Genomic DNA, 19,788 nt, shown 5'->3' with positions numbered 1-19,788 from the left:
TAGGACATTCCCTAATACCTAATGAATGTGAAAAATTGTACAATCATTATAAATTCAAAAGTAAAACGGCAAATCGGAATAAGTTAATACCTTTAACGGTAGGAGGATTCATATAGATGGGAAAATTTGGATTAAACTTTTTCAAACCAACTGAGACATTTAATGGTAACTGGTCAGTTCTTGAGAGCAAAAGTAGAGAATGGGAAAAAATGTACCGTGAAAGATGGAGTCACGATAAAGTAGTTAGAACAACACATGGTGTTAACTGTACAGGGTCATGTTCATGGAAAGTATTTGTTAAAAACGGCGTAATCACTTGGGAAAATCAACAAATCGATTATCCAAGTTGTGGGCCTGATATGCCAGAATTTGAACCTCGTGGATGTCCACGTGGTGCGTCATTCTCTTGGTATGAATATAGTCCACTGCGTGTGAAATATCCATACATTAGAGGTAAATTATTAGATTTATGGAATACTGCTTTAGAAGAAAATAATGGAAATCGTATTGCAGCGTGGGCATCTATTGTTGAAGACGAAGAGAAAGCAAAAGCATATAAACAAGCACGTGGTAAAGGTGGACATGTTCGAGCTAACTGGAAAGATGTAACAGATATTATTGCTGCACAAATTCTTTATACAATTAAAAAGGATGGTCCAGATAGAATCGCAGGATTCACACCAATTCCTGCCATGTCAATGATAAGTTATGCTGCAGGGGCAAGATTTATCAACTTACTCGGTGGAGAAATGTTAAGTTTTTATGATTGGTATGCTGATTTACCGCCTGCGTCACCACAAATTTGGGGTGAACAAACTGACGTACCTGAATCAAGTGATTGGTACAATGCTTCATATATTATTATGTGGGGTTCAAACGTACCACTTACACGTACACCTGATGCTCATTTTATGACTGAAGTGAGATATAAAGGGACTAAAGTTGTTTCAGTAGCACCTGACTATGCAGAAAATGTTAAATTCGCGGATAACTGGTTAGCGCCTAATCCTGGTACTGATGCAGCAGTAGCACAAGCAATGACACATGTTATTTTACAAGAATACTATCAAGATAATCCTAGTGAAATGTTCATTAACTATTCAAAACAATATTCAGATATGCCTTTCGTGATTATGTTAGACGAAGATGACAATGGCTATAAAGCAGGACGATTCTTACGTGCAAGTGATTTAGGTATGGAAAGTGAAAATAGCGAATGGAAACCAGTCATTCACGATATGAATAGTAATCAGTTTGTAGTACCTAATGGCACAATGGGTCAACGCTGGGAAGAAGGCAAGAAGTGGAACTTAAAATTAGAAAATGAAGATGGTTCTAAGATTGATCCAGCGATGTCAATGGCAGACGACACATACGAGCTAAAAACGATTCAATTCCCTTACTTTGATAGTCAAGGTGACGGTATTTTTGAAAGACCAATAGCAGCTAGAAAAGTAACATTAGCTGATGGAAAAGAAGTGTATGTAGCGACAGTATATGACTTAATGACAAGTCAATATGGCATTAAACGATTTAATCATGAATTAGAAGCAACTTCATACGACGATGCTGAATCAAAATATACACCTGCATGGCAACAACGAGTAACTGGTATTAAACCAGAATTAGTAACACAAGTAGCTAGAGAATTTGCGCAAAATGCAATCGATACAAAAGGACGCTCAATGATAATCATGGGTGCTGGTATTAACCACTGGTTCAATTCAGATACGATTTATCGAGCGATTTTAAATCTTGTTCTTTTATGTGGCTGTCAAGGTGTTAACGGTGGTGGATGGGCACACTACGTTGGACAAGAAAAATGTCGCCCAATTGAAGGTTGGAATACAGTAGCCTTTGCGAAAGACTGGCAAGGACCACCACGTCTGCAAAATGGTACAAGTTGGTTCTATTTTGCGACTGATCAATGGAAATATGAGGAATCTAATGTTGATAAATTAAAATCTCCATTAGCTAATAATATTAAACATCAACACCCAGCTGACTATAACGTCACAGCTGCTAGATTAGGTTGGTTGCCGTCATACCCTCAATTCAATAAGAATAGTTTGTTATTCGGAGAAGAGGCAAAAGATGCCGGCGATGACTCTAATGAAGCGATATTAAATAGAGCAATCGAATCAGTTAAAAATAGAGAAACTCAATTTGCGATAGAAGATCCAGATTTAAGAAAGAACCATCCGAAAACATTATTCGTATGGCGTTCAAATTTAATTTCAAGTTCTGCCAAAGGACAAGAGTACTTTATGAAACATTTATTAGGTACACGTTCAGGACTAATGGCTGAACCTAACGAAGAAGACAAACCAGAAGAAATTCAATGGCGTGAAGATACAGAAGGTAAATTAGACTTACTAGTGTCACTAGATTTCAGAATGACTGCGACACCATTGTACTCAGATATCGTATTACCAGCTGCAACATGGTATGAAAAACACGATTTGTCATCAACAGATATGCATCCATTCATTCATCCATTTAATCCAGCGATTGATCCATTATGGGAATCACGTTCAGACTGGGATATTTATAAAACATTAAGTAAAGCTGTTTCAGAAATGGCGAAAGATTACTTGCCAGGAACATTTAAAGATGTTGTAACGACACCACTTGGCCATGATTCTAAACAGGAATTAGGCTCAGAATACGGTATTGTTAAAGATTGGTCTAAAGGAGAAGTTGAAGCCATTCCAGGTAAAACAATGCCAAACTTCGCAGTCGTAGATAGAGATTACACTAAAATTTACGATAAATATGTGACTTTAGGTCCATTACTTGAAAAAGGAAAAGTTGGTGCACATGGCGTAAGCTTCAGCGTGAAAGATGAATATGAAGAACTTAAAAGTATGATAGGTACTTGGAATGATGAGGACCCTGAATCAGTCAGAAATAATCGTCCACGTATCGATACTGCTAGAAAAGTAGCAGATGCAATCTTAAATATATCATCAGCTACTAACGGCAAATTATCACAAAAATCATACGAAGATTTAGAAAATCAAACAGGAATGGAATTAAAAGACATTTCAAAAGAACGTGCATCTGAAAAGATTTCATTTTTAAACATTACATCACAACCACGCGAAGTTATACCAACAGCTGTGTTCCCTGGTTCAAACAAAAATGGACGTAGATATTCTCCATTTACAACTAATATAGAACGACTCGTACCATTTAGAACATTAACAGGTAGACAAAGTTATTACATCGATCATGAAGTATTCCAACAATTTGGCGAAAGTTTACCAGTATACAAACCAACATTACCACCAATGGTATTTGGTACTAGAGATAAACAAGTTAAAGGTGGACAGGATGCATTAGTATTACGTTATTTAACACCTCATGGTAAATGGAATATACACTCAACATATCAAGATAATGAACGTATGTTGACATTATTTAGAGGTGGTCCAGTCGTTTGGTTATCTAATGAGGATGCTGAAGAGCACGGCATTAATGATAACGATTGGTTAGAAGTTTATAACAGAAATGGTGTTGTAACTGCAAGAGCAGTCACATCACACCGTATGCCAAGAGGAACAATGTTCATGTATCATGCACAAGATAAACACATTGAAACACCAGGATCAGAAATTACAGATACTCGTGGCGGTTCACACAATGCACCAACAAGAATTCATTTGAAACCTACACAGCTTGTAGGTGGTTACGCACAAATTAGTTATCACTTTAACTATTATGGACCAATAGGAAATCAACGTGACGTATATGTAGCAGTGAGAAAGATGAAGGAGGTAAATTGGCTTGAAGATTAAAGCGCAAATTGCAATGGTGTTAAATTTAGATAAATGCATAGGTTGCCACACTTGCAGCGTAACATGTAAGAACACTTGGACTAACCGTCCAGGTGCAGAATACATGTGGTTCAACAACGTAGAAACTAAACCAGGTGTAGGATATCCGAAACGATGGGAAGACCAAGAACATTATAAAGGTGGATGGGTCTTAAATAAAAAAGGAAAATTAGAACTTAAATCTGGTAGTCGTTGGACAAAAATGGCGTTAGGTAAAATCTTTTACAACCCAGATATGCCTCTTATTAAAGATTATTATGAACCATGGACATACAATTACGAACATTTAACTACTGCTAAAGAAGGTAAGCATTCTCCTGTTGCTAAAGCGCACTCACTTATCTCAGGTGAGAAACTTAATCTTGAGTGGGGGCCTAACTGGGAAGATGACTTAGCCGGTGCACATATTACTGGTCCAGAAGATCCAAATATTCAAAAAATTGAAGAAGACATTAAATTCCAATTTGATGAAACATTTATGATGTATTTACCTCGTCTTTGTGAACATTGTTTAAATCCTAGTTGTGTAGCTTCATGTCCATCTGGCGCAATGTATAAACGTGATGAAGATGGTATTGTTTTAGTTGACCAAGATGCATGTCGTGGTTGGCGCTACTGTATGACTGGTTGCCCTTATAAAAAAGTTTACTTCAACTGGAAAACAAACAAAGCTGAGAAATGTACATTCTGTTTCCCAAGAATTGAAGCTGGATTACCAACTGTTTGTTCTGAAACATGTACAGGTAGAATGAGATATTTAGGTGTATTATTATATGATGCCGATAGAGTTCATGAAGCAGCTTCAGCTGAAAATGAAAAAGATTTATATGAAAAACAATTAGATATTTTCTTAAATCCATTTGATGAAGAAGTGATTGAACAAGCTGAAAAAGATGGCATTAGCTATGAATGGATTGAAGCAGCTCAAAATTCACCAGTGTATAAACTGGCAATTGAATATAAATTAGCATTTCCTTTACATCCAGAATTTAGAACAATGCCTATGGTTTGGTACTGCCCACCATTAAGTCCTATTATGAGTTATTTTGAAGGTAAAAATGCAGGACAAAACCCAGATATGATTTTCCCAGCTATTGAAGAAATGCGTTTACCAATAGAATACTTAGCTAATTTATTTACTGCCGGAGATGTCCAACCTGTTAAGGAATCTTTACAAAAAATGGCTATGATGAGAAGTTACATGCGCTCACAAGTTACTGGTAAAGAGTTTGATACTTCTAAATTAGAAAGACTTGGATTATCAGAAATTCAAACTAAAGATATGTATCGTTTATTAGGTTTAGCAAAATATGAAGATCGCTTTGTTGTACCGACATCACATAAAGAAACATATTTAGATACGTACCATGCGCAAGGTAGCCAAGGGTATGGTGGCGAATACTTCGGAGACAATTGTGAAGGCTGTGGTGTTCCGGTAGGTTCAGGAAAAACAGGACAAGAAATTTATAATGAGAATTTCTATGGAGGGATTTTCCGTGATTAATTTACAACAATTTCATTATTATCAAGAAAGTTTTGGTTATATCGCTCAGCAGCTTAATTTCCCAGAGAAATTAACGTTTCATCCAAAAACATTTGAAGAAACGATTGAACCCTCTCATCCTGGTTATGATGATTTAGTAAAATACAGAGAGATTATGCATCAATTCACATTGTCAGAAATTAAAGCAATATATACAGATACCTTTGATTTTAATAAGAAATCACCGCTTTATATGACTTACAACAAATTTGATACTCAAAAAGAAAGAGGCCAAATGTTGGCTAAACTTAAAGTGTTATATGAAATGTTTGGGTTGAAAATGGTAGATAACGAGTTATCAGATTATCTACCATTGATGCTCCAATTCTTACACGTAGCATCATGGCAAAATGATCCACGAGCAGAAGGTAATATTGAACTAGTTATTATGATTATTGAAGACGGTACGTATGAAATGGCAAATCATTTAGCTCAAGATAACAATCCTTATGCTTATGTGATACGTGCTTTAAGAAATACATTAAAAGCTTGTCTAGAAATTCCAAATGAGGTGACATCTCATGCTTAATCAATTTTTATGGATTATATTTCCATATTTATGTGTAGCCATTTTCATTGTTGGACACATCGCTCGTTATAAATATGATCAATTCTCATGGACTGCTAAATCGAGTGAATTTTTAGAGAAAAAACAATTAAAATGGGGTAGCTTATTATTCCATTTGGGCATCATCCCGGTGTTTTTTGGTCACGTCGTAGGTCTCGCTATACCAGCTAAATGGATTGATGGATTAGGTGTAAGCGAGGAAATGTATCATTTTGGTGCTGTATACATCGGTAGTATCTTTGGTATAATGACGTTTATTGGTATGTTACTATTAACAGCACGACGAATTACTATTAAAAATGTTAGAAAGCTAAGTTCAGCTTCTGATATATTTGTAAATTTCTTATTAATATTAATTATTTTCATGGGTTGTTATTCAACATTAGTTACGAATGCGATGGTAAGTGATTTTGATTATCGTCAAACGATATCTATATGGTTTAGACACTTATTTACATTTTCACCAGATGCGAGTCTGATGACGAGTGTTCCTTTATCTTTTAAAATTCACATCTTACTTGGGTTTACAATTTTAGCTTGTTGGCCATTCACTCGCTTAGTTCATGTTTGGAGTGTACCGCTATCGTATACTAATCGTAGATATATTGTTTATCGTAAACATAAAACACGTTCATGAGTATGAGAGGAGATTCAAATGTGATTACGAATCCAGTATTTGAAGAACAGGATTTCCAACAACAATTGAATAATCTAAGGGTCAGTGAAGGATATGATTTCGCAGGGGTTGCACTTTACGAGCATCATATGACTTCAGCACCGATTAAATGGCATTATGTCTCAGGTAACCTGAATGATCGCTATAAAATGATTATCTTGCGTAAAGGGCGAGGTTTAGCCGGTATGGTTATGAAGACTGGAAAACGCATGATCATTGCCGACGTAATAGCAAGTTTAACACCAGAAGACAAGATTAAATATCCAATCTTAATTGCCGAAAATCTAACTGCAATGGTAGCTATCCCATTGTGTTACAATAATCAGGTGTATGGTGTGTTACTCTTAGGTCAGAGAGATGGCAAGCCTCTTCCTGATTATGAAACTTTGGATATTAGTGGCAAACTTTGGACATTTTCAGAAGAAATGTAGGTGTTTAAAATGTTGGATGTTGATAATCTTGATTTAGAGAACTTACTAAAAAAATATTACGAAAAGACGAGTGAAAAAATCGTATTTGTAAATAATGATGGTAAAGTTATCGCGATGAATGACGCAGCACAAGAGATTATTTCAAAGGATAACAATTATAGTGCGATGACCAATGCGATATGTAATCGTTGTGAAGGTTACTCTAACGAATTTGCATTACAAAGTTGCATTAACTGTTATCTTGATACGACAAAGCCTAATGATATGAACTTCCAAGTATTCATGAAGACGGTAGATAATAAAATTCAACCATTTACTGCTTCGTATCAATGTATTGATGATGAGGCACAAATCTACGCTTTTACATTACAAGATATATCTCCACAAATAGAGCGACAAGAAAAGATGTATCAACGTCAGATGTTACGTAAAACTATAGCTGCACAAGAAAATGAAAGAAAACGTATATCCAGAGAATTACATGACAGTGTTGTTCAAGAGATGTTAAATGTAGATGTTGAATTGAGATTATTGAAATATCAACAAGATATGGCTCAACTCATAGAGAAATCTGAACATATCGAAATGTTAATGTCTAATTTAATCAATGATATTCGCAATCTATCAGTAGAATTAAGACCTTCATCACTTGATGATTTAGGATTGGAAGCGGCTTTTAAATCCTATTTCAAACAATTAGAGCATAATTATGGATTAAATGTTGTCTATCAATCAAATATTCAAAATATACGTTTCGATAGTGAAATTGAAACGGTTGTTTATCGCGTTGTTCAAGAAGCGATATTTAATGCATTAAAGTATGCAGGTGTTTATGAAGTGGAAGTGACGATTCAACAAACGGAAGCAGGCCTTATCGCTGAAATTATTGATCGAGGTAAAGGCTTTGATCCTAATTTAAAACCTCAAGGCACGGGATTAGGACTATATGGTATGAATGAAAGAGCAGAACTTGTTAAAGGAACAGTGAATATTGAAACACATATTGGTAAAGGTACAATTATTACATTAGATGTGCCAGTCTAAAATATGTTAGGGGAATATAAAGTGAAAATTGTAATTGCAGACGATCATGCAGTCGTTAGAACAGGATTTTCAATGATATTAAACTTTCAAGAGGATATGGAAGTGGTTGCAACTGCTGCTGATGGGGGAGAAGCTTATCAAAAGGTGATGGAGCATAAGCCAGACGTCTTAATTATGGACTTAAGTATGCCGCCTGGTGAATCAGGCTTAATTGCAACTAGTAAAATATCAGAGAGTTTTCCAGAAACTAAAATATTAATACTTACGATGTATGATGATGAAGAATATCTATTCCACGTTCTTCGTAATGGTGCTAAAGGATATATATTAAAGAATGCACCTGATGAACAGTTATTACTAGCCGTGCGAACAGTTTATAAGGGCGAAACATATGTAGATATGAAATTAACAACGTCATTAGTGAATGAATTTGTAAATCATAAACATTCAGATGAAGTATCTACTAACGATCCATTTAAAATATTGTCTAAGCGCGAACTAGAAATATTACCTTTAATTGCAAAGGGGTATGGCAATAAAGATATTGCTGAAAAGTTATTCGTGTCGGTTAAAACGGTCGAAGCGCATAAAACACATATAATGACTAAACTCGATTTAAAATCTAAACCTGAGTTAGTTGAATATGCATTAAAAAAGAAATTATTAGATTTTTAAATGATGAAAATGATACTGAGACAATTCAGCAATGTCTCAGTTTTTTTGTGCATTTAAAAATGAAAATATAGGGGGATTCCCAGTCAGTATAAGGGAATGTCCTTATGTTCATTTTTTCACAATTACACTAAAATTTAATTGTAATCAGTAATGTGATTGTATTATAAACTTTTGACCTCTTTTATATAACAATTACTGATATAGAAAATTAAATGATGAAGGTGAAAAAATGTATAAGACAAAAGGTGGCTTTCAACTTACATTACAAACGTTAAGTCTTGTAGTAGGTTTCATGGCATGGAGTATTATTTCTCCGTTAATGCCATATATCTCTCAAGATATTAAAGTTAATCCTGGGCAGTTGTCAATTATACTGGCAATTCCAGTAATATTAGGTTCAATCTTACGTGTACCATTCGGTTACTTAACAAATGTTATTGGTGCGAAATGGGTATTCTTTTGTAGTTTTGTCGTATTATTATTTCCTATCTTCTTTTTAGGACAAGCGCAAACGCCAGGAATGTTAATGTTATCAGGATTCTTTTTAGGTGTTGGAGGTGCGATATTCTCTGTAGGTGTTACATCGGTACCTAAATATTTTTCAAAAGATAAAGTAGGGCTTGCGAATGGAATTTACGGTATGGGTAACATTGGTACGGCAGTATCATCATTCTTAGCACCGCCAATTGCAGGTATCATAGGTTGGCAAACAACAGTAAGAAGTTACTTAATTATTATTGCTATTTTTGCAATTTTAATGTTTATTTTTGGCGATAAAAATGAACCGAAAGTGAAAGTTCCTTTAGCATCTCAGTTTAAAAAATTATCATCGAATTATAAGCTATATTACTTAAGTCTTTGGTATTTTATTACGTTTGGTGCATTTGTAGCATTTGGATTATTCTTACCTAACTACTTAGTAAATAACTTTGGAATTGATAAAGTTGATGCAGGTATTCGTTCAGGTGTATTCATTGCTTTAGCAACTTTCTTAAGACCAATTGGCGGTATACTTGGAGATAAATTTAATGCTGTGAAAGTACTAATGATCGACTTTATTATGATGATTATAGGTGCTGTTATTTTAGGAATTTCAAGTCATATTGCTTTATTTACTATCGGTTGTTTAACTATCAGTATCTGTGCTGGTTTAGGTAATGGTTTAATATTTAAACTTGTACCTTCTTACTTCGCAAAAGAATCTGGTGCAGCTAATGGTATTGTTTCTATGATGGGTGGTTTAGGAGGATTCTTCCCACCTTTAGTAATTACTTATGTAACAGGTCTAACAGGTTCAAGTCATTTAGCATTTATTCTTTTAGCAATATTTGGTATCTTAGCATTTATTACTATGGGACACTTGTATAAAAAAGAATATGCAAAATAATTTTATACATTAAAAAGAGCAATACAAAGCTAAACAAAGTTTGTATTGCTCTTTAACATTTTATTTTGTATATCTATTTATTCTACTGTAATAGTTGTTGATTGATCTTGTGCACTAACTTCTTTAGGTAAAATAACAACTAGAATCCCGTCTTCGTAGCTTGCTTTAATTTGTGACTTATCAATATCGTTAAATTCAAAATGTCTAACTAATTCACCACTTGCACGTTCACTTAATTGAACGCTACCAGTTTGTTCAGATACCTGCTTTTGAACTTTAATTGTTAATGCCGCATGTTCAAATTTAAGTTCAATTTCAGACTTATTGACACCAGGTAGTTCAGCTTCTAATACGTATTGATTTGTTTGATTATAAATATTTGTCGGGAAACTTTTTGATGAAAATTGATTAAAAACTTGTTCACCTAAATCACGGAATACGTCTTTTGGATTATTCTTGAAAATGGATTGTTCAAAAAACTCTCTATTATTCATACTAATGTCTCTCCTTTATTTAAGCGTGCATACCATAGTTGTAAAATGATACTTTTCAAGTACATTATAGTAATAGAGAGGATTAACGTAAAGCGAAAGGAATTATAAAAGAATAAGGCGCAGATTAAGTGCGGAATAGTAAATCCATGGCAAAAGTCTCAATATGTATAAAGCCTAGTAATTGTGAAATTAAGTGTTTCGCTTTTGCCAGGATTAAATGTTAGTGAGTAGTATAATCGAAGTTATTTGAAATAACATGTTTTAAGCTATTAACAAGATTATCTTTTTCGTCTTGTGAAATATCAAAGTCCTCAAAAACTTGGTCAGAGATAGCTTCCAATGTAGGTTTAATATTAATACCACTTTCAGTCAGTGTAATTTGAAGATTTCTTTCATCTTCTTTTTCACGCATACGTTGTACGTAGCCCTTTTTCTCTAATTTCTTTAAGAGAGGTGTTAGTGTTCCAGAATCTAAAAATACGCGACGACCAAGTGATTTAATATTTATCTTTTCTTCATTTTCGATGGCCATGATGACCATAAAGCTTGTATATGTTAAATCATGCTTTTTTAAATAGTAAGTATATTTTTTTATGACTTCTTTAGAAGTAACATATAATAAAAAACATAATTGATTACTTAAATAACTATCTTTAATATACATACATTTCCCCCCTTAACTTATTTAAAGATATTATGAACTAAAAGTAATGTCAAGACTGTTGCCATAGTATTTCATGGACTTTTAAAGCCTTTTAAACTATATTTGAAAGTACGTCTACATGTTTAATGTAAGTGTCGATTTATTTTGAATTAGAGATAAATTGTTAGGACATTTTGTTACAGAAATACTGAAATACTTTAAAATTTTCTAACTATCATTCATAATAATTTAGATAGTAACTAGAGATGATGAGACTAGGTTGTGTACAAAGGAGTTCAAAATGAGTAAAAAACAAAAATGGATTAGAATTTGTATTATTTTGGCGATTTCATTAGTAGTGGCAATTGCTTTCTTTTTTGCTATGAAAACGTATCAAGGTCATAGAAATATTAAAATGGTAGATAGTTATATAGAGCAGAAACATTTAAGTGATGATATTAAATCTGAAAAAACACAATACAGTGCAAAAAAAGGGGTTTATTACAAAGAAGTTGTTTTTAAAGATGAACCTCATATGACATATGTCATTCAACCTATAGGAACACGTAAAGGTATCTTTGCTGAAGGCTTTGATACTGAAACTAAAAAAAGTATTAAAGATGCAAAACATAATTATTTTAACCAAAATTTTAAACCTTAATTTCGCATTAAATGAGGATTAATATTTTACAAGTAAAGAAAAATAAGGGGAACAGAATTCATAATGATTTCTGTTCTCCTTTTTATAGTATTTTTAATTATTTTAGCTTGATTGAATAGTATATATATAGTTAGCTTTAAAAATTTTATATCCCATTTCATAATTATCTGATATAATTAAGCGATGTCAGATGAAGGGGGTTTCAACATGGCTCTGTTCAAGAGAAAAATTAGTTTACCGATGCAGGTAATCATCGCATTGGTGCTAGGTGTAGTTGTAGGTTTATTATTATTTGGACAAGATAACGTAGCAAATTATATAAAACCGTTCGGTGATGTTTTCTTAAATTTAATTAAAATGATCATCATACCAATTGTATTCTGTGCATTAGCATTATCTATATCTAACTTAGGGGACTCAAAGAAGATAGGTAGCTATGGATGGAAAGCAATTCTTTACTTTGAAATTATAACAACAATCGCCATTGGTTTAGGACTAATCATTGGTAACTTATTCAAACCAGGTGCTGGTTTAGATCCAGACAAATTACCTAAAGGCGATATTTCTAAATATCAATCATCTGCATCCGCAGCAGAACAATCTACATATGGCAATCACTTTATTGATACCATTGTAAATATTGTACCAACAAACATATTTGAAGCATTAACTAAAGGCGAATTATTACCAATCATCTTCTTCGCAGTATTCTTCGGTTTAGGATTAGCTGCAATAGGAGAAAAAGCAGATCCTGTGAAAGGTTTTTTAAATGGAACGCTTGAAGCAGTATTCTGGATGATTAATAAAATTTTAAAATTAGCACCAATAGGTGTATTTGCGTTTATTTGTACAACAGTAATGACTTTTGGAGTATCTGCTTTAATACCATTATTAAAATTAGTATTAGTAGTAGTGTTCGCGATGGTGTTCTTCATTATCGTTGTTCTAGGAATTGTAGCAAGAATCTGTGGTATTAGTATCTTCTCAATCATTAAAATTTTGAAAGATGAATTATTACTAGCATTCTCTACTTCAAGTTCAGAAGCAGTATTACCAGTAATGATGAAGAAAATGGAAAAATTCGGAGCGCCAAGAGATGTCACATCCTTTGTTATTCCAATAGGTTACTCATTTAACCTTGATGGATCAGCGCTATACCAATCAATTGCAGCATTATTTGTTGCACAAATGTATGGCATTCATTTATCTATATCAGAACAAATTATCTTAATGGTGACATTAATGGTTGCCTCTAAAGGTATGGCTGGAGTACCAGGCGTTTCAATCGTAGTATTATTAACAACATTAGGAGCTATGGGCTTACCAGCACAAGGACTTGCGTTAATTATCGGTGTAGACCGTTTATTAGATATGGTTCGTACATGTGTTAACGTAATAGGTAATGCACTATCAGCTGTTGTTATCTCTAAATGGGAAAAGGTTTATGACAAAGAACAAGGTAAAAAATACTTAGAATCAATTTAAAAAAGAAATCTGACATTTTTAGTATCGAGCGCATAGGCTCGATACTTTTTTTATTGCTTAAAATTATAAAGATTTGTGTATTAATACGTTATGATATTAAAAAACTGCCAACGAAGATTTCTCTTCATTGACAGTGATTTATTGTAATTTACATACCCTTCATATCATGCATTTCATGAATTTTCATCATTAAACCATGTGGTACGTCATCGTGATCTACTTTAGATACTCTTGAAAATTTATCTGATCCTTTTTCTTTGACTAAAAATACGAAGTCGCCTTTTTTAACATTAGCTTTGCTATCAGAAGGCAATTCAACATTTTTTTCAATTTTTTCAGTCTGTTCATTTACCATCTTATCAATTGTATGGTCGTTTTTCATATAGCCATAATACGTTTCTTTTTGACCACCTGTCATCATCATGACAACAAGAACGATACATACAATTAACATGATAGCAATAAGTGCAATACCGATACCTAAACCCTTTTTATTCTTCATTTTATAGACTCCTTTAAAAAGTTCTATCTCTTTTATACATAAAATACTATTAAATTGCAATAAAATAATAATCTATATTAAATTGAATCATAATTTAATGACATAAATTAAATCAAAGGCGTTAACCAATTAATCAAAAAAAGAGAGTTCAGAACTTGATTAACTCAGTCCTAAACTCTTTATTATAAACAGTTATTTAAATTCTATACAGTAATCGTTACAGGTGTATCGATGTCATCATCATTCATTAATTTGATGGTTTTAGGTACGACTTTTAGCACACATAGATTTGGATCTTCTTTTGAATTAAAGAATGTTTTATCTTGCGTTTCCCATAGCCAGTCAATTACTTTTTGATCTTCAACAATTTCTATATTTGCTTCAATTTCAACAAAGCTATTATTTGTTGTTTCATTGTAACCTAATAAAATATATGCATGAGGATTATTTTTAATTTCTTCAACTTTAGTACTCTCATTACTTGTTTTCGTATATAAAGTTAATTCATCATTATAAAATACCATATAACGACTATTTGGTTGATTATTATATGCTGTTGATAAGACGCCGACTTTTGAAGTATCTAAGACTTTTTCAATTGATTGAATCACTTGTTGTTTATCCAAAGTTATCATCTCCTTACACTATTTATAGCCTAAATAATGTTTTTTTAAACTTACATCAAAAGTATACTAAGAAGGTTTAATACAAATATATTTCACTTCATCATGTTTTAGCGTTATTTGAAATGCGGCGTAATCATTTTCTTGAATCAATAGTTCAGTCTTTGGATGATTACATCTATCTAATTGTTGAATAATATCTTTTTCGATGTAAACATCACGCTTATCTTGTGGAATTAAATGCTGTATTGAGCCATGTTCATTATTTAATGTATTTACAATAAATAGGGTGTTTTCTTTAAAGTCATTTTCAAAGATATAGTGTTGTTGGCTATCAGATAAATAACGGTCATTAATTTTATTGAAAAGTATCACATGATAATTCCCATCTTTGTAACACATTAAATAATTATTTGATATTTGAAATGACTCATTACTAAATGTAGAAACAAATCGGTATAAATGCATGATAGGTAATAGACTACCATGATTATTAAAGAGTGAGATATACATTGGATCTGTTTCTATTAATTTATAGCAAACGCCACCACCGTGTCTCATTAACTGATATAGATGACATACGAGATCTGACAATTGAAGTGACTGTGTACCATTATTAGTGTATTTGAAACATTTTAATGATAGGTTGCTATAAATAAACTGAGTTGATGGTATATTAGATCCCTCTATAAAACGCAAATAATTTTCAAAGTGCGTTGATGAGTGAGTAAAGCCACGTTGTATATCAATAAGCACATTCTTGGTATCAATATTTTCAATATCAACAAAGTAAAAATCAAAGTTCATACGATGCATAATATCATATGTTTCTTGTAATGAACCCAGTTGTCTTAACAAACCATCAACCATTAAACTAAATTTGATAGCACGGTTTTTATTCTTGAGTTTAAGGTGTGCAAGGTGGATATCATGTATGGACATTGTTTCAGTATCAATACAAGCATGAATTTCACTAATTTTTTATTCCATTTATAATCTCTATTATTTTGTAAGAATATCATGATCAATTGGTATATCATTTTAAATTCTTGATTATTTTTAATAGTGACAGCTAATCTAATATTTTTTTCAAATAATTTCTCAAAACAACGATTTAATAAATTTAAATTTGTGTGACGACCTACCATGTCTCTCACATCATTAATTAAAATCGCTGGTCTAGGTAAATAGGATAAATCAATATCAAAATAATCATTAAACACAAATTGAAATAATTCATTTATGTTTTGAAAATCTATAAAAGCCGTTGAAAATTGCGTCTGATCTTTAGGATCGTAATTAGCAATATCAATTTGTGTGGTTTCCGTGGTCAAATGATTCGTAAACTCAAATTGTGAAATTAAATTTAAAAAAGATTGACTAACTGAACTTCTTATTAAAATAGAGGGCAGGGGTTCTAATTGATTTAGCGTCGTACGAAATTGCTTAGGGCTCGCTTCCAAATGTTTTTTAAATTGATTAGTAAAATTGGTGTGACTACTAAAACCTGATAATTCGGAAATCGTTGTTATAGAGTGATTCGTTGTCATTAGTAATTGTACAGAGTGATTAACTTTTAGACTGGTATAATAATCTTTAAAATTAACATTTAATATGCGAGCAAACAAATTAGAACAATATGATTCTGAAATAAGTGCATGTTGTGCAATATCTAACAAAGATAGATTAGATGTAATGTTATTGTTAATAAACATGACAATATTAGACAGTAACTGATTATCGATAGACATAGTCGGTACATATAATGTTGTGTTTCTAACTACGGCTTCTTTATACAACGTTCTTATAATTTTAGATACTGTTTCACTATCTTGTTCTTCATTATTTGAAAAGTTAGAAATGCATTGCAAAATTTGAGATTTAATAAAATGATTCGACTGCAATAAATAACGGTCAAAGAAACAATTAAAGAAATCATTATCTTCTATATAGAAGTAAGCTATAGGGATTTTTAACTCAATTAAATCTTTAGCATGATCGATATTAAATAAATCACCTTGATTGACTATAGCAATATGGTTTTGAATATCATTCTTTTCACCATTAATAGTAATCGTTAATTCATTAGTTAAAGAGAAATATATAATAATATAATTTATATTACGCGAAGGGGCGGTTGTTAAATGTTCATGTAATAGAAGGGAATTACTCATGTATGTTGTTCTCCTAGCTTTTTTATTTATTGGCTAAACATTACTGGTCAATTGAATTGTGAATAATAAAAGTAATTATAAAATAAAAGTAAGAAAAAATTAATAACTAAAAATAAAAAAATTTTGCGATTATTTTGTGAAAGCGATAAAAATTTTCTCAAAGAAGCAACTTAAAGGAAAAATTGAAAATATAGTGTGACTGATTTGGAAAATTTTAATAGCGTGGGACAACTTAATTTGATGCATAATAAATATAGATTTCGAAACAGAATTGATTAAACATCATTTACATTAATTTAATTAATGATTCGAAATCTTACATTCATTAGTTCTGTATTAACATCATGAAATAGCAACATAAAGTATTTCCACAACAAGAAAAGCTATAATTAAATCATTGAGTTCAAATTCTGCAACATATTAAAGTTAATGATACAAGTACCAACACCATATTAAAATTATTAAATTCTATATCAATGATTAGACTCGACAACAAGAATTTTCCATCTAACACAAGTAAAGTAAATTATTTTGTGGGTGATATAGAAATTCAACTCATCTTCATCATGAATTAAACAACTAGAGAGATTGAAAATTAATAAATTAAATAATAGTCAGACACCACACCTAAGATTTGCCATTCAACTTAGAATAAGAATATGTATGCGTATTATTAACAATGGTATTAGCAGTAGCATGCTAATGTATATTACTAAGGAACCTAACTCCCCCAATTACTAAATCACTGATGCATAAGTAACAGTTTTAATATCTACCATCCTTTAATATACTGATTTTATTATAGGCGTAACATCAAGAATAATATTTTACAGAAAAACAGAATTAATTTTAAAAAAGTTGGGACAACACATGCGTTGTCTCAACTTTTTTGTTTTATAAATTTAGCGAATAGCAGTAGCAATTCTATTATTTTAAGTACTTAATTCATACGTAGTAGGTGCTACTTATTTCCGTGCCAATAAAATTTTTCATACCTTAAGTATTCTCATTGGAAATTAAGCAGGGTACTTTTTTGAAGGTAAGAAATTTCATATTTGTCGGCTAAGTATTTTATAAAAATCAGCAATTCTTTACTTTGAACTTTATCTTGTTTGAAATCAGTTTTTAATTGAGCTGATTTGTTTTTTTCCATTTCATTAGCTTTGTGTTTAAAGTATCCCCACATATGATCGTATGCATTCATTATTGAACCATTGGATGGAGTCGTTTGGAGTGCTTCATTAATAGCTAGTTGAACTTCATTTAAAGTTGGAGATTGCTTAAGTAATTCACGAATATAATTATAATCTTGTTGACTATGGTACAAGACATTATATTTTTCTTCTCTCCATAACTTTTCAATATAGCCACGTTCTTTCATCAAATACCGCCTCGCTCACTTATTTTGTAAGTTTTAATATGTTTTTCCCAGAAACTTAGATTACAAATCTAAAATATGAATAATTGGTGAAGATAAAAAAGGTTATTGCGTTATTTTTTGGAACCGGTTACAATAAAATTAATAAATAGAACCGGTTCCATTCAATAGGAGGGAAATTTAATGAACTATAAAAAGTCGGCTGAAGAAATTCTTGAAGCTATAGGTGGGGAAGATAATTTAGATGCGATGGCCCATTGCGCCACAAGATTGAGACTCGTACTTAATGATGAAAGTAAAGTAGATGAGGACACTTTATCGAAGATGGATGTTGTTAAAGGTACATTCTCAACTGGCGGTCAATATCAAATCATTATTGGTTCAGGTACAGTCAATAAAGTATTTAATGAACTTGAGAAAATAACAGGGAAAGAGGCTTCTACAACAGCGGATGTTAAAGATAAATCCGCTCGAAACATGAATCCATTACAACGATTCGTTAAGATGCTTTCAGATATATTTGTTCCTATTATTCCAGCCATTGTTGCTGGTGGGTTATTAATGGGGATTAATAATATTTTAACTGCGCCAGATCTCTTTTATGATAATAAATCTTTAATAGATGTTCATAGTCAGTTTGCTGGATTAGCAGATATGATTAACATCTTTGCAAATGCACCATTTACGTTATTACCAATATTAATTGGATTTAGTGCTGCGAAACGATTTGGAGGTAATCCATTCTTAGGTGCAGCTTTAGGAATGATTTTAGTACATCCATCATTAATGAGCGCATACGATTTTCCTAAGGCTGTAGAAGCGGGTAAAGCAATTCCACATTGGGATTTATTTGGTTTACATATTAATCAAGTAGGTTATCAAGGACAAGTGTTACCAATGTTGGTGGCAGCATATATTTTAGCAACTATTGAAAAGTGGTTACGTAAGGTTATTCCAACTGTATTAGATAATTTATTAACACCATTATTATCTATTTTAGTTACGGCATTTCTAACATTTTTATTTGTAGGACCATTAACAAGACAGCTTGGTTATTGGTTATCAGACGGATTAACATGGTTATATGAATTTGGTGGTGCAATTGGTGGGTTTATCTTCGGTTTATTCTATGCGCCGATTGTTATAACAGGTATGCACCATAGCTTTATCGCTGTTGAAACAACATTAATCGCTGATCAAGCAAAAACGGGAGGTTCATTTATCTTCCCAATTGCAACAATGTCTAACGTAGCACAAGGTGGTGCAGCATTAGCAGCATTTATCATTATTAAAAATAACAAAAAATTAAAAGGTGTTGCATCTGCAGCTGGTGTATCAGCGCTATTAGGCATTACTGAACCAGCAATGTTTGGTGTAAATCTTAAATTAAGATATCCATTTATAGGTGCAATCATTGGTTCAGCTATTGGATCAGCTTATATCTCATTCTTTAAAGTTAAAGCCATCGCTTTAGGTACAGCTGGGCTACCAGGATTTATTTCTATTAATCCAGCAAATGCTGGGTGGTTGCATTACTTTATTGGCATGCTCATTGCTTTTATTGTCTCTGTAGCTATTACTTTAGTCTTATCTCGACGCAAAGCTTATCAAGCTTCAGCTGAATAAACGAAATAAAGCCGACATTCTGATTTATGCAGAATGTCG

General features: G+C 32.3%; 16 protein-coding genes and 1 pseudogene. 11 read left to right on the top strand and 6 right to left on the bottom strand.

The features are described 5' to 3' along the window. Positions 1 to 116: 116 nt before the first annotated feature. The 8 genes from F1592_RS02705 (at position 117) to F1592_RS02670 (ending at position 10,163) form a co-directional block, all read left to right on the top strand. Positions 117 to 3,800 carry a nitrate reductase subunit alpha gene (locus tag F1592_RS02705; RefSeq protein ID WP_053016563.1) on the top strand — a complete coding sequence of 1,228 codons (3,684 nt, stop codon included), beginning with the start codon at positions 117 to 119 and terminating at the stop codon, positions 3,798 to 3,800. Next, a complete protein-coding gene (narH, locus tag F1592_RS02700; protein WP_011274980.1) occupies positions 3,790 to 5,343 on the top strand; it encodes a nitrate reductase subunit beta in 1,554 nt (517 codons plus the stop codon). The genes F1592_RS02705 and narH overlap by 11 nt, the downstream gene beginning before the upstream one ends. Further along, positions 5,336 to 5,911, top strand: a complete 576-nt coding sequence (narJ, locus tag F1592_RS02695; RefSeq protein ID WP_011274981.1) for a nitrate reductase molybdenum cofactor assembly chaperone — start codon at positions 5,336 to 5,338, stop codon at positions 5,909 to 5,911. Before narH ends, narJ begins: the two co-directional genes overlap by 8 nt. After that, positions 5,904 to 6,587 (top strand): respiratory nitrate reductase subunit gamma, encoded by a 684-nt coding sequence (gene narI, locus F1592_RS02690; protein ID WP_011274982.1) that lies wholly within the window; start codon positions 5,904 to 5,906, stop codon positions 6,585 to 6,587. Before narJ ends, narI begins: the two co-directional genes overlap by 8 nt. Positions 6,588 to 6,607: 20 nt before the next feature. Beyond that, positions 6,608 to 7,057, top strand: a complete 450-nt coding sequence (gene nreA / locus F1592_RS02685; RefSeq protein WP_053016565.1) for a nitrate respiration regulation accessory nitrate sensor NreA — start codon at positions 6,608 to 6,610, stop codon at positions 7,055 to 7,057. Between the two features lie 9 nt (positions 7,058 to 7,066). Next, entirely contained in the window at positions 7,067 to 8,101 is a 1,035-nt protein-coding gene (gene nreB, locus F1592_RS02680) for a nitrate respiration regulation sensor histidine kinase NreB (RefSeq protein ID WP_053016566.1), read from the top strand. A 21-nt stretch (positions 8,102 to 8,122) separates the two neighbouring features. Then, entirely contained in the window at positions 8,123 to 8,776 is a 654-nt protein-coding gene (gene nreC, locus F1592_RS02675; RefSeq protein WP_053016568.1) for a nitrate respiration regulation response regulator NreC, read from the top strand. Between the two features lie 229 nt (positions 8,777 to 9,005). Next, entirely contained in the window at positions 9,006 to 10,163 is a 1,158-nt protein-coding gene (locus tag F1592_RS02670) for a nitrate/nitrite transporter (RefSeq protein WP_037535783.1), read from the top strand. Positions 10,164 to 10,240: 77 nt separating this feature from the next. Here the strand turns inward: F1592_RS02670 and F1592_RS02665 are convergent, their stop codons facing one another. Together F1592_RS02665 and F1592_RS02660 are read right to left on the bottom strand one after the other, a co-directional pair. After that, positions 10,241 to 10,657 carry an Hsp20/alpha crystallin family protein gene (locus F1592_RS02665; protein ID WP_149809409.1) on the bottom strand — a complete coding sequence of 139 codons (417 nt, stop codon included), beginning with the start codon at positions 10,655 to 10,657 and terminating at the stop codon, positions 10,241 to 10,243. Positions 10,658 to 10,877: 220 nt separating this feature from the next. Then, entirely contained in the window at positions 10,878 to 11,321 is a 444-nt protein-coding gene (locus F1592_RS02660; protein ID WP_037550047.1) for a MarR family winged helix-turn-helix transcriptional regulator, read from the bottom strand. Between the two features lie 280 nt (positions 11,322 to 11,601). On the opposite strand from F1592_RS02660, the gene F1592_RS02655 reads away from it, so the two are divergent. Together F1592_RS02655 and F1592_RS02650 are read left to right on the top strand one after the other, a co-directional pair. Continuing rightward, positions 11,602 to 11,961 (top strand): DUF3139 domain-containing protein, encoded by a 360-nt coding sequence (locus F1592_RS02655; RefSeq protein ID WP_011274989.1) that lies wholly within the window; start codon positions 11,602 to 11,604, stop codon positions 11,959 to 11,961. A gap of 207 nt (positions 11,962 to 12,168) precedes the next feature. Then, positions 12,169 to 13,446, top strand: coding sequence for a cation:dicarboxylate symporter family transporter (locus tag F1592_RS02650; RefSeq protein WP_053018386.1), 1,278 nt, complete (start codon positions 12,169 to 12,171; stop codon positions 13,444 to 13,446). Positions 13,447 to 13,594: 148 nt separating this feature from the next. Here the strand turns inward: F1592_RS02650 and F1592_RS02645 are convergent, their stop codons facing one another. The 4 genes and pseudogenes from F1592_RS02645 to F1592_RS02630 all read right to left on the bottom strand — a co-directional run bounded on the left by F1592_RS02645 (position 13,595) and on the right by F1592_RS02630 (position 18,126). Further along, a complete protein-coding gene (locus tag F1592_RS02645) occupies positions 13,595 to 13,948 on the bottom strand; it encodes a DUF4889 domain-containing protein (protein WP_011274992.1) in 354 nt (117 codons plus the stop codon). 203 nt (positions 13,949 to 14,151) lie between these two features. Beyond that, positions 14,152 to 14,583, bottom strand: a complete 432-nt coding sequence (locus tag F1592_RS02640) for a pyridoxamine 5'-phosphate oxidase family protein (RefSeq protein WP_370591707.1) — start codon at positions 14,581 to 14,583, stop codon at positions 14,152 to 14,154. Positions 14,584 to 14,640: 57 nt separating this feature from the next. After that, positions 14,641 to 16,745 (bottom strand): annotated as a pseudogene (gene rsp, locus F1592_RS02635) (AraC family transcriptional regulator Rsp). 1,006 nt (positions 16,746 to 17,751) lie between these two features. Further along, positions 17,752 to 18,126 (bottom strand): DUF1722 domain-containing protein, encoded by a 375-nt coding sequence (locus F1592_RS02630; RefSeq protein ID WP_053016574.1) that lies wholly within the window; start codon positions 18,124 to 18,126, stop codon positions 17,752 to 17,754. Positions 18,127 to 18,306: 180 nt separating this feature from the next. Here F1592_RS02630 and F1592_RS02625 point away from each other — a divergent pair, with 180 nt between their 5' ends. After that, positions 18,307 to 19,749: a sucrose-specific PTS transporter subunit IIBC gene (locus tag F1592_RS02625; RefSeq protein WP_053016576.1), complete on the top strand. Its 1,443-nt coding sequence runs from the start codon at positions 18,307 to 18,309 to the stop codon at positions 19,747 to 19,749. Positions 19,750 to 19,788 lie beyond the last annotated feature (39 nt).

Source organism: Staphylococcus sp. GDX7P312P (assembly GCF_008385775.1).
GTDB classification, from domain to species: domain Bacteria; phylum Bacillota; class Bacilli; order Staphylococcales; family Staphylococcaceae; genus Staphylococcus; species Staphylococcus haemolyticus.
Note: the sequence above shows the minus strand (reverse complement) of the source record. Positions and strands in the feature narration are given on the sequence as shown.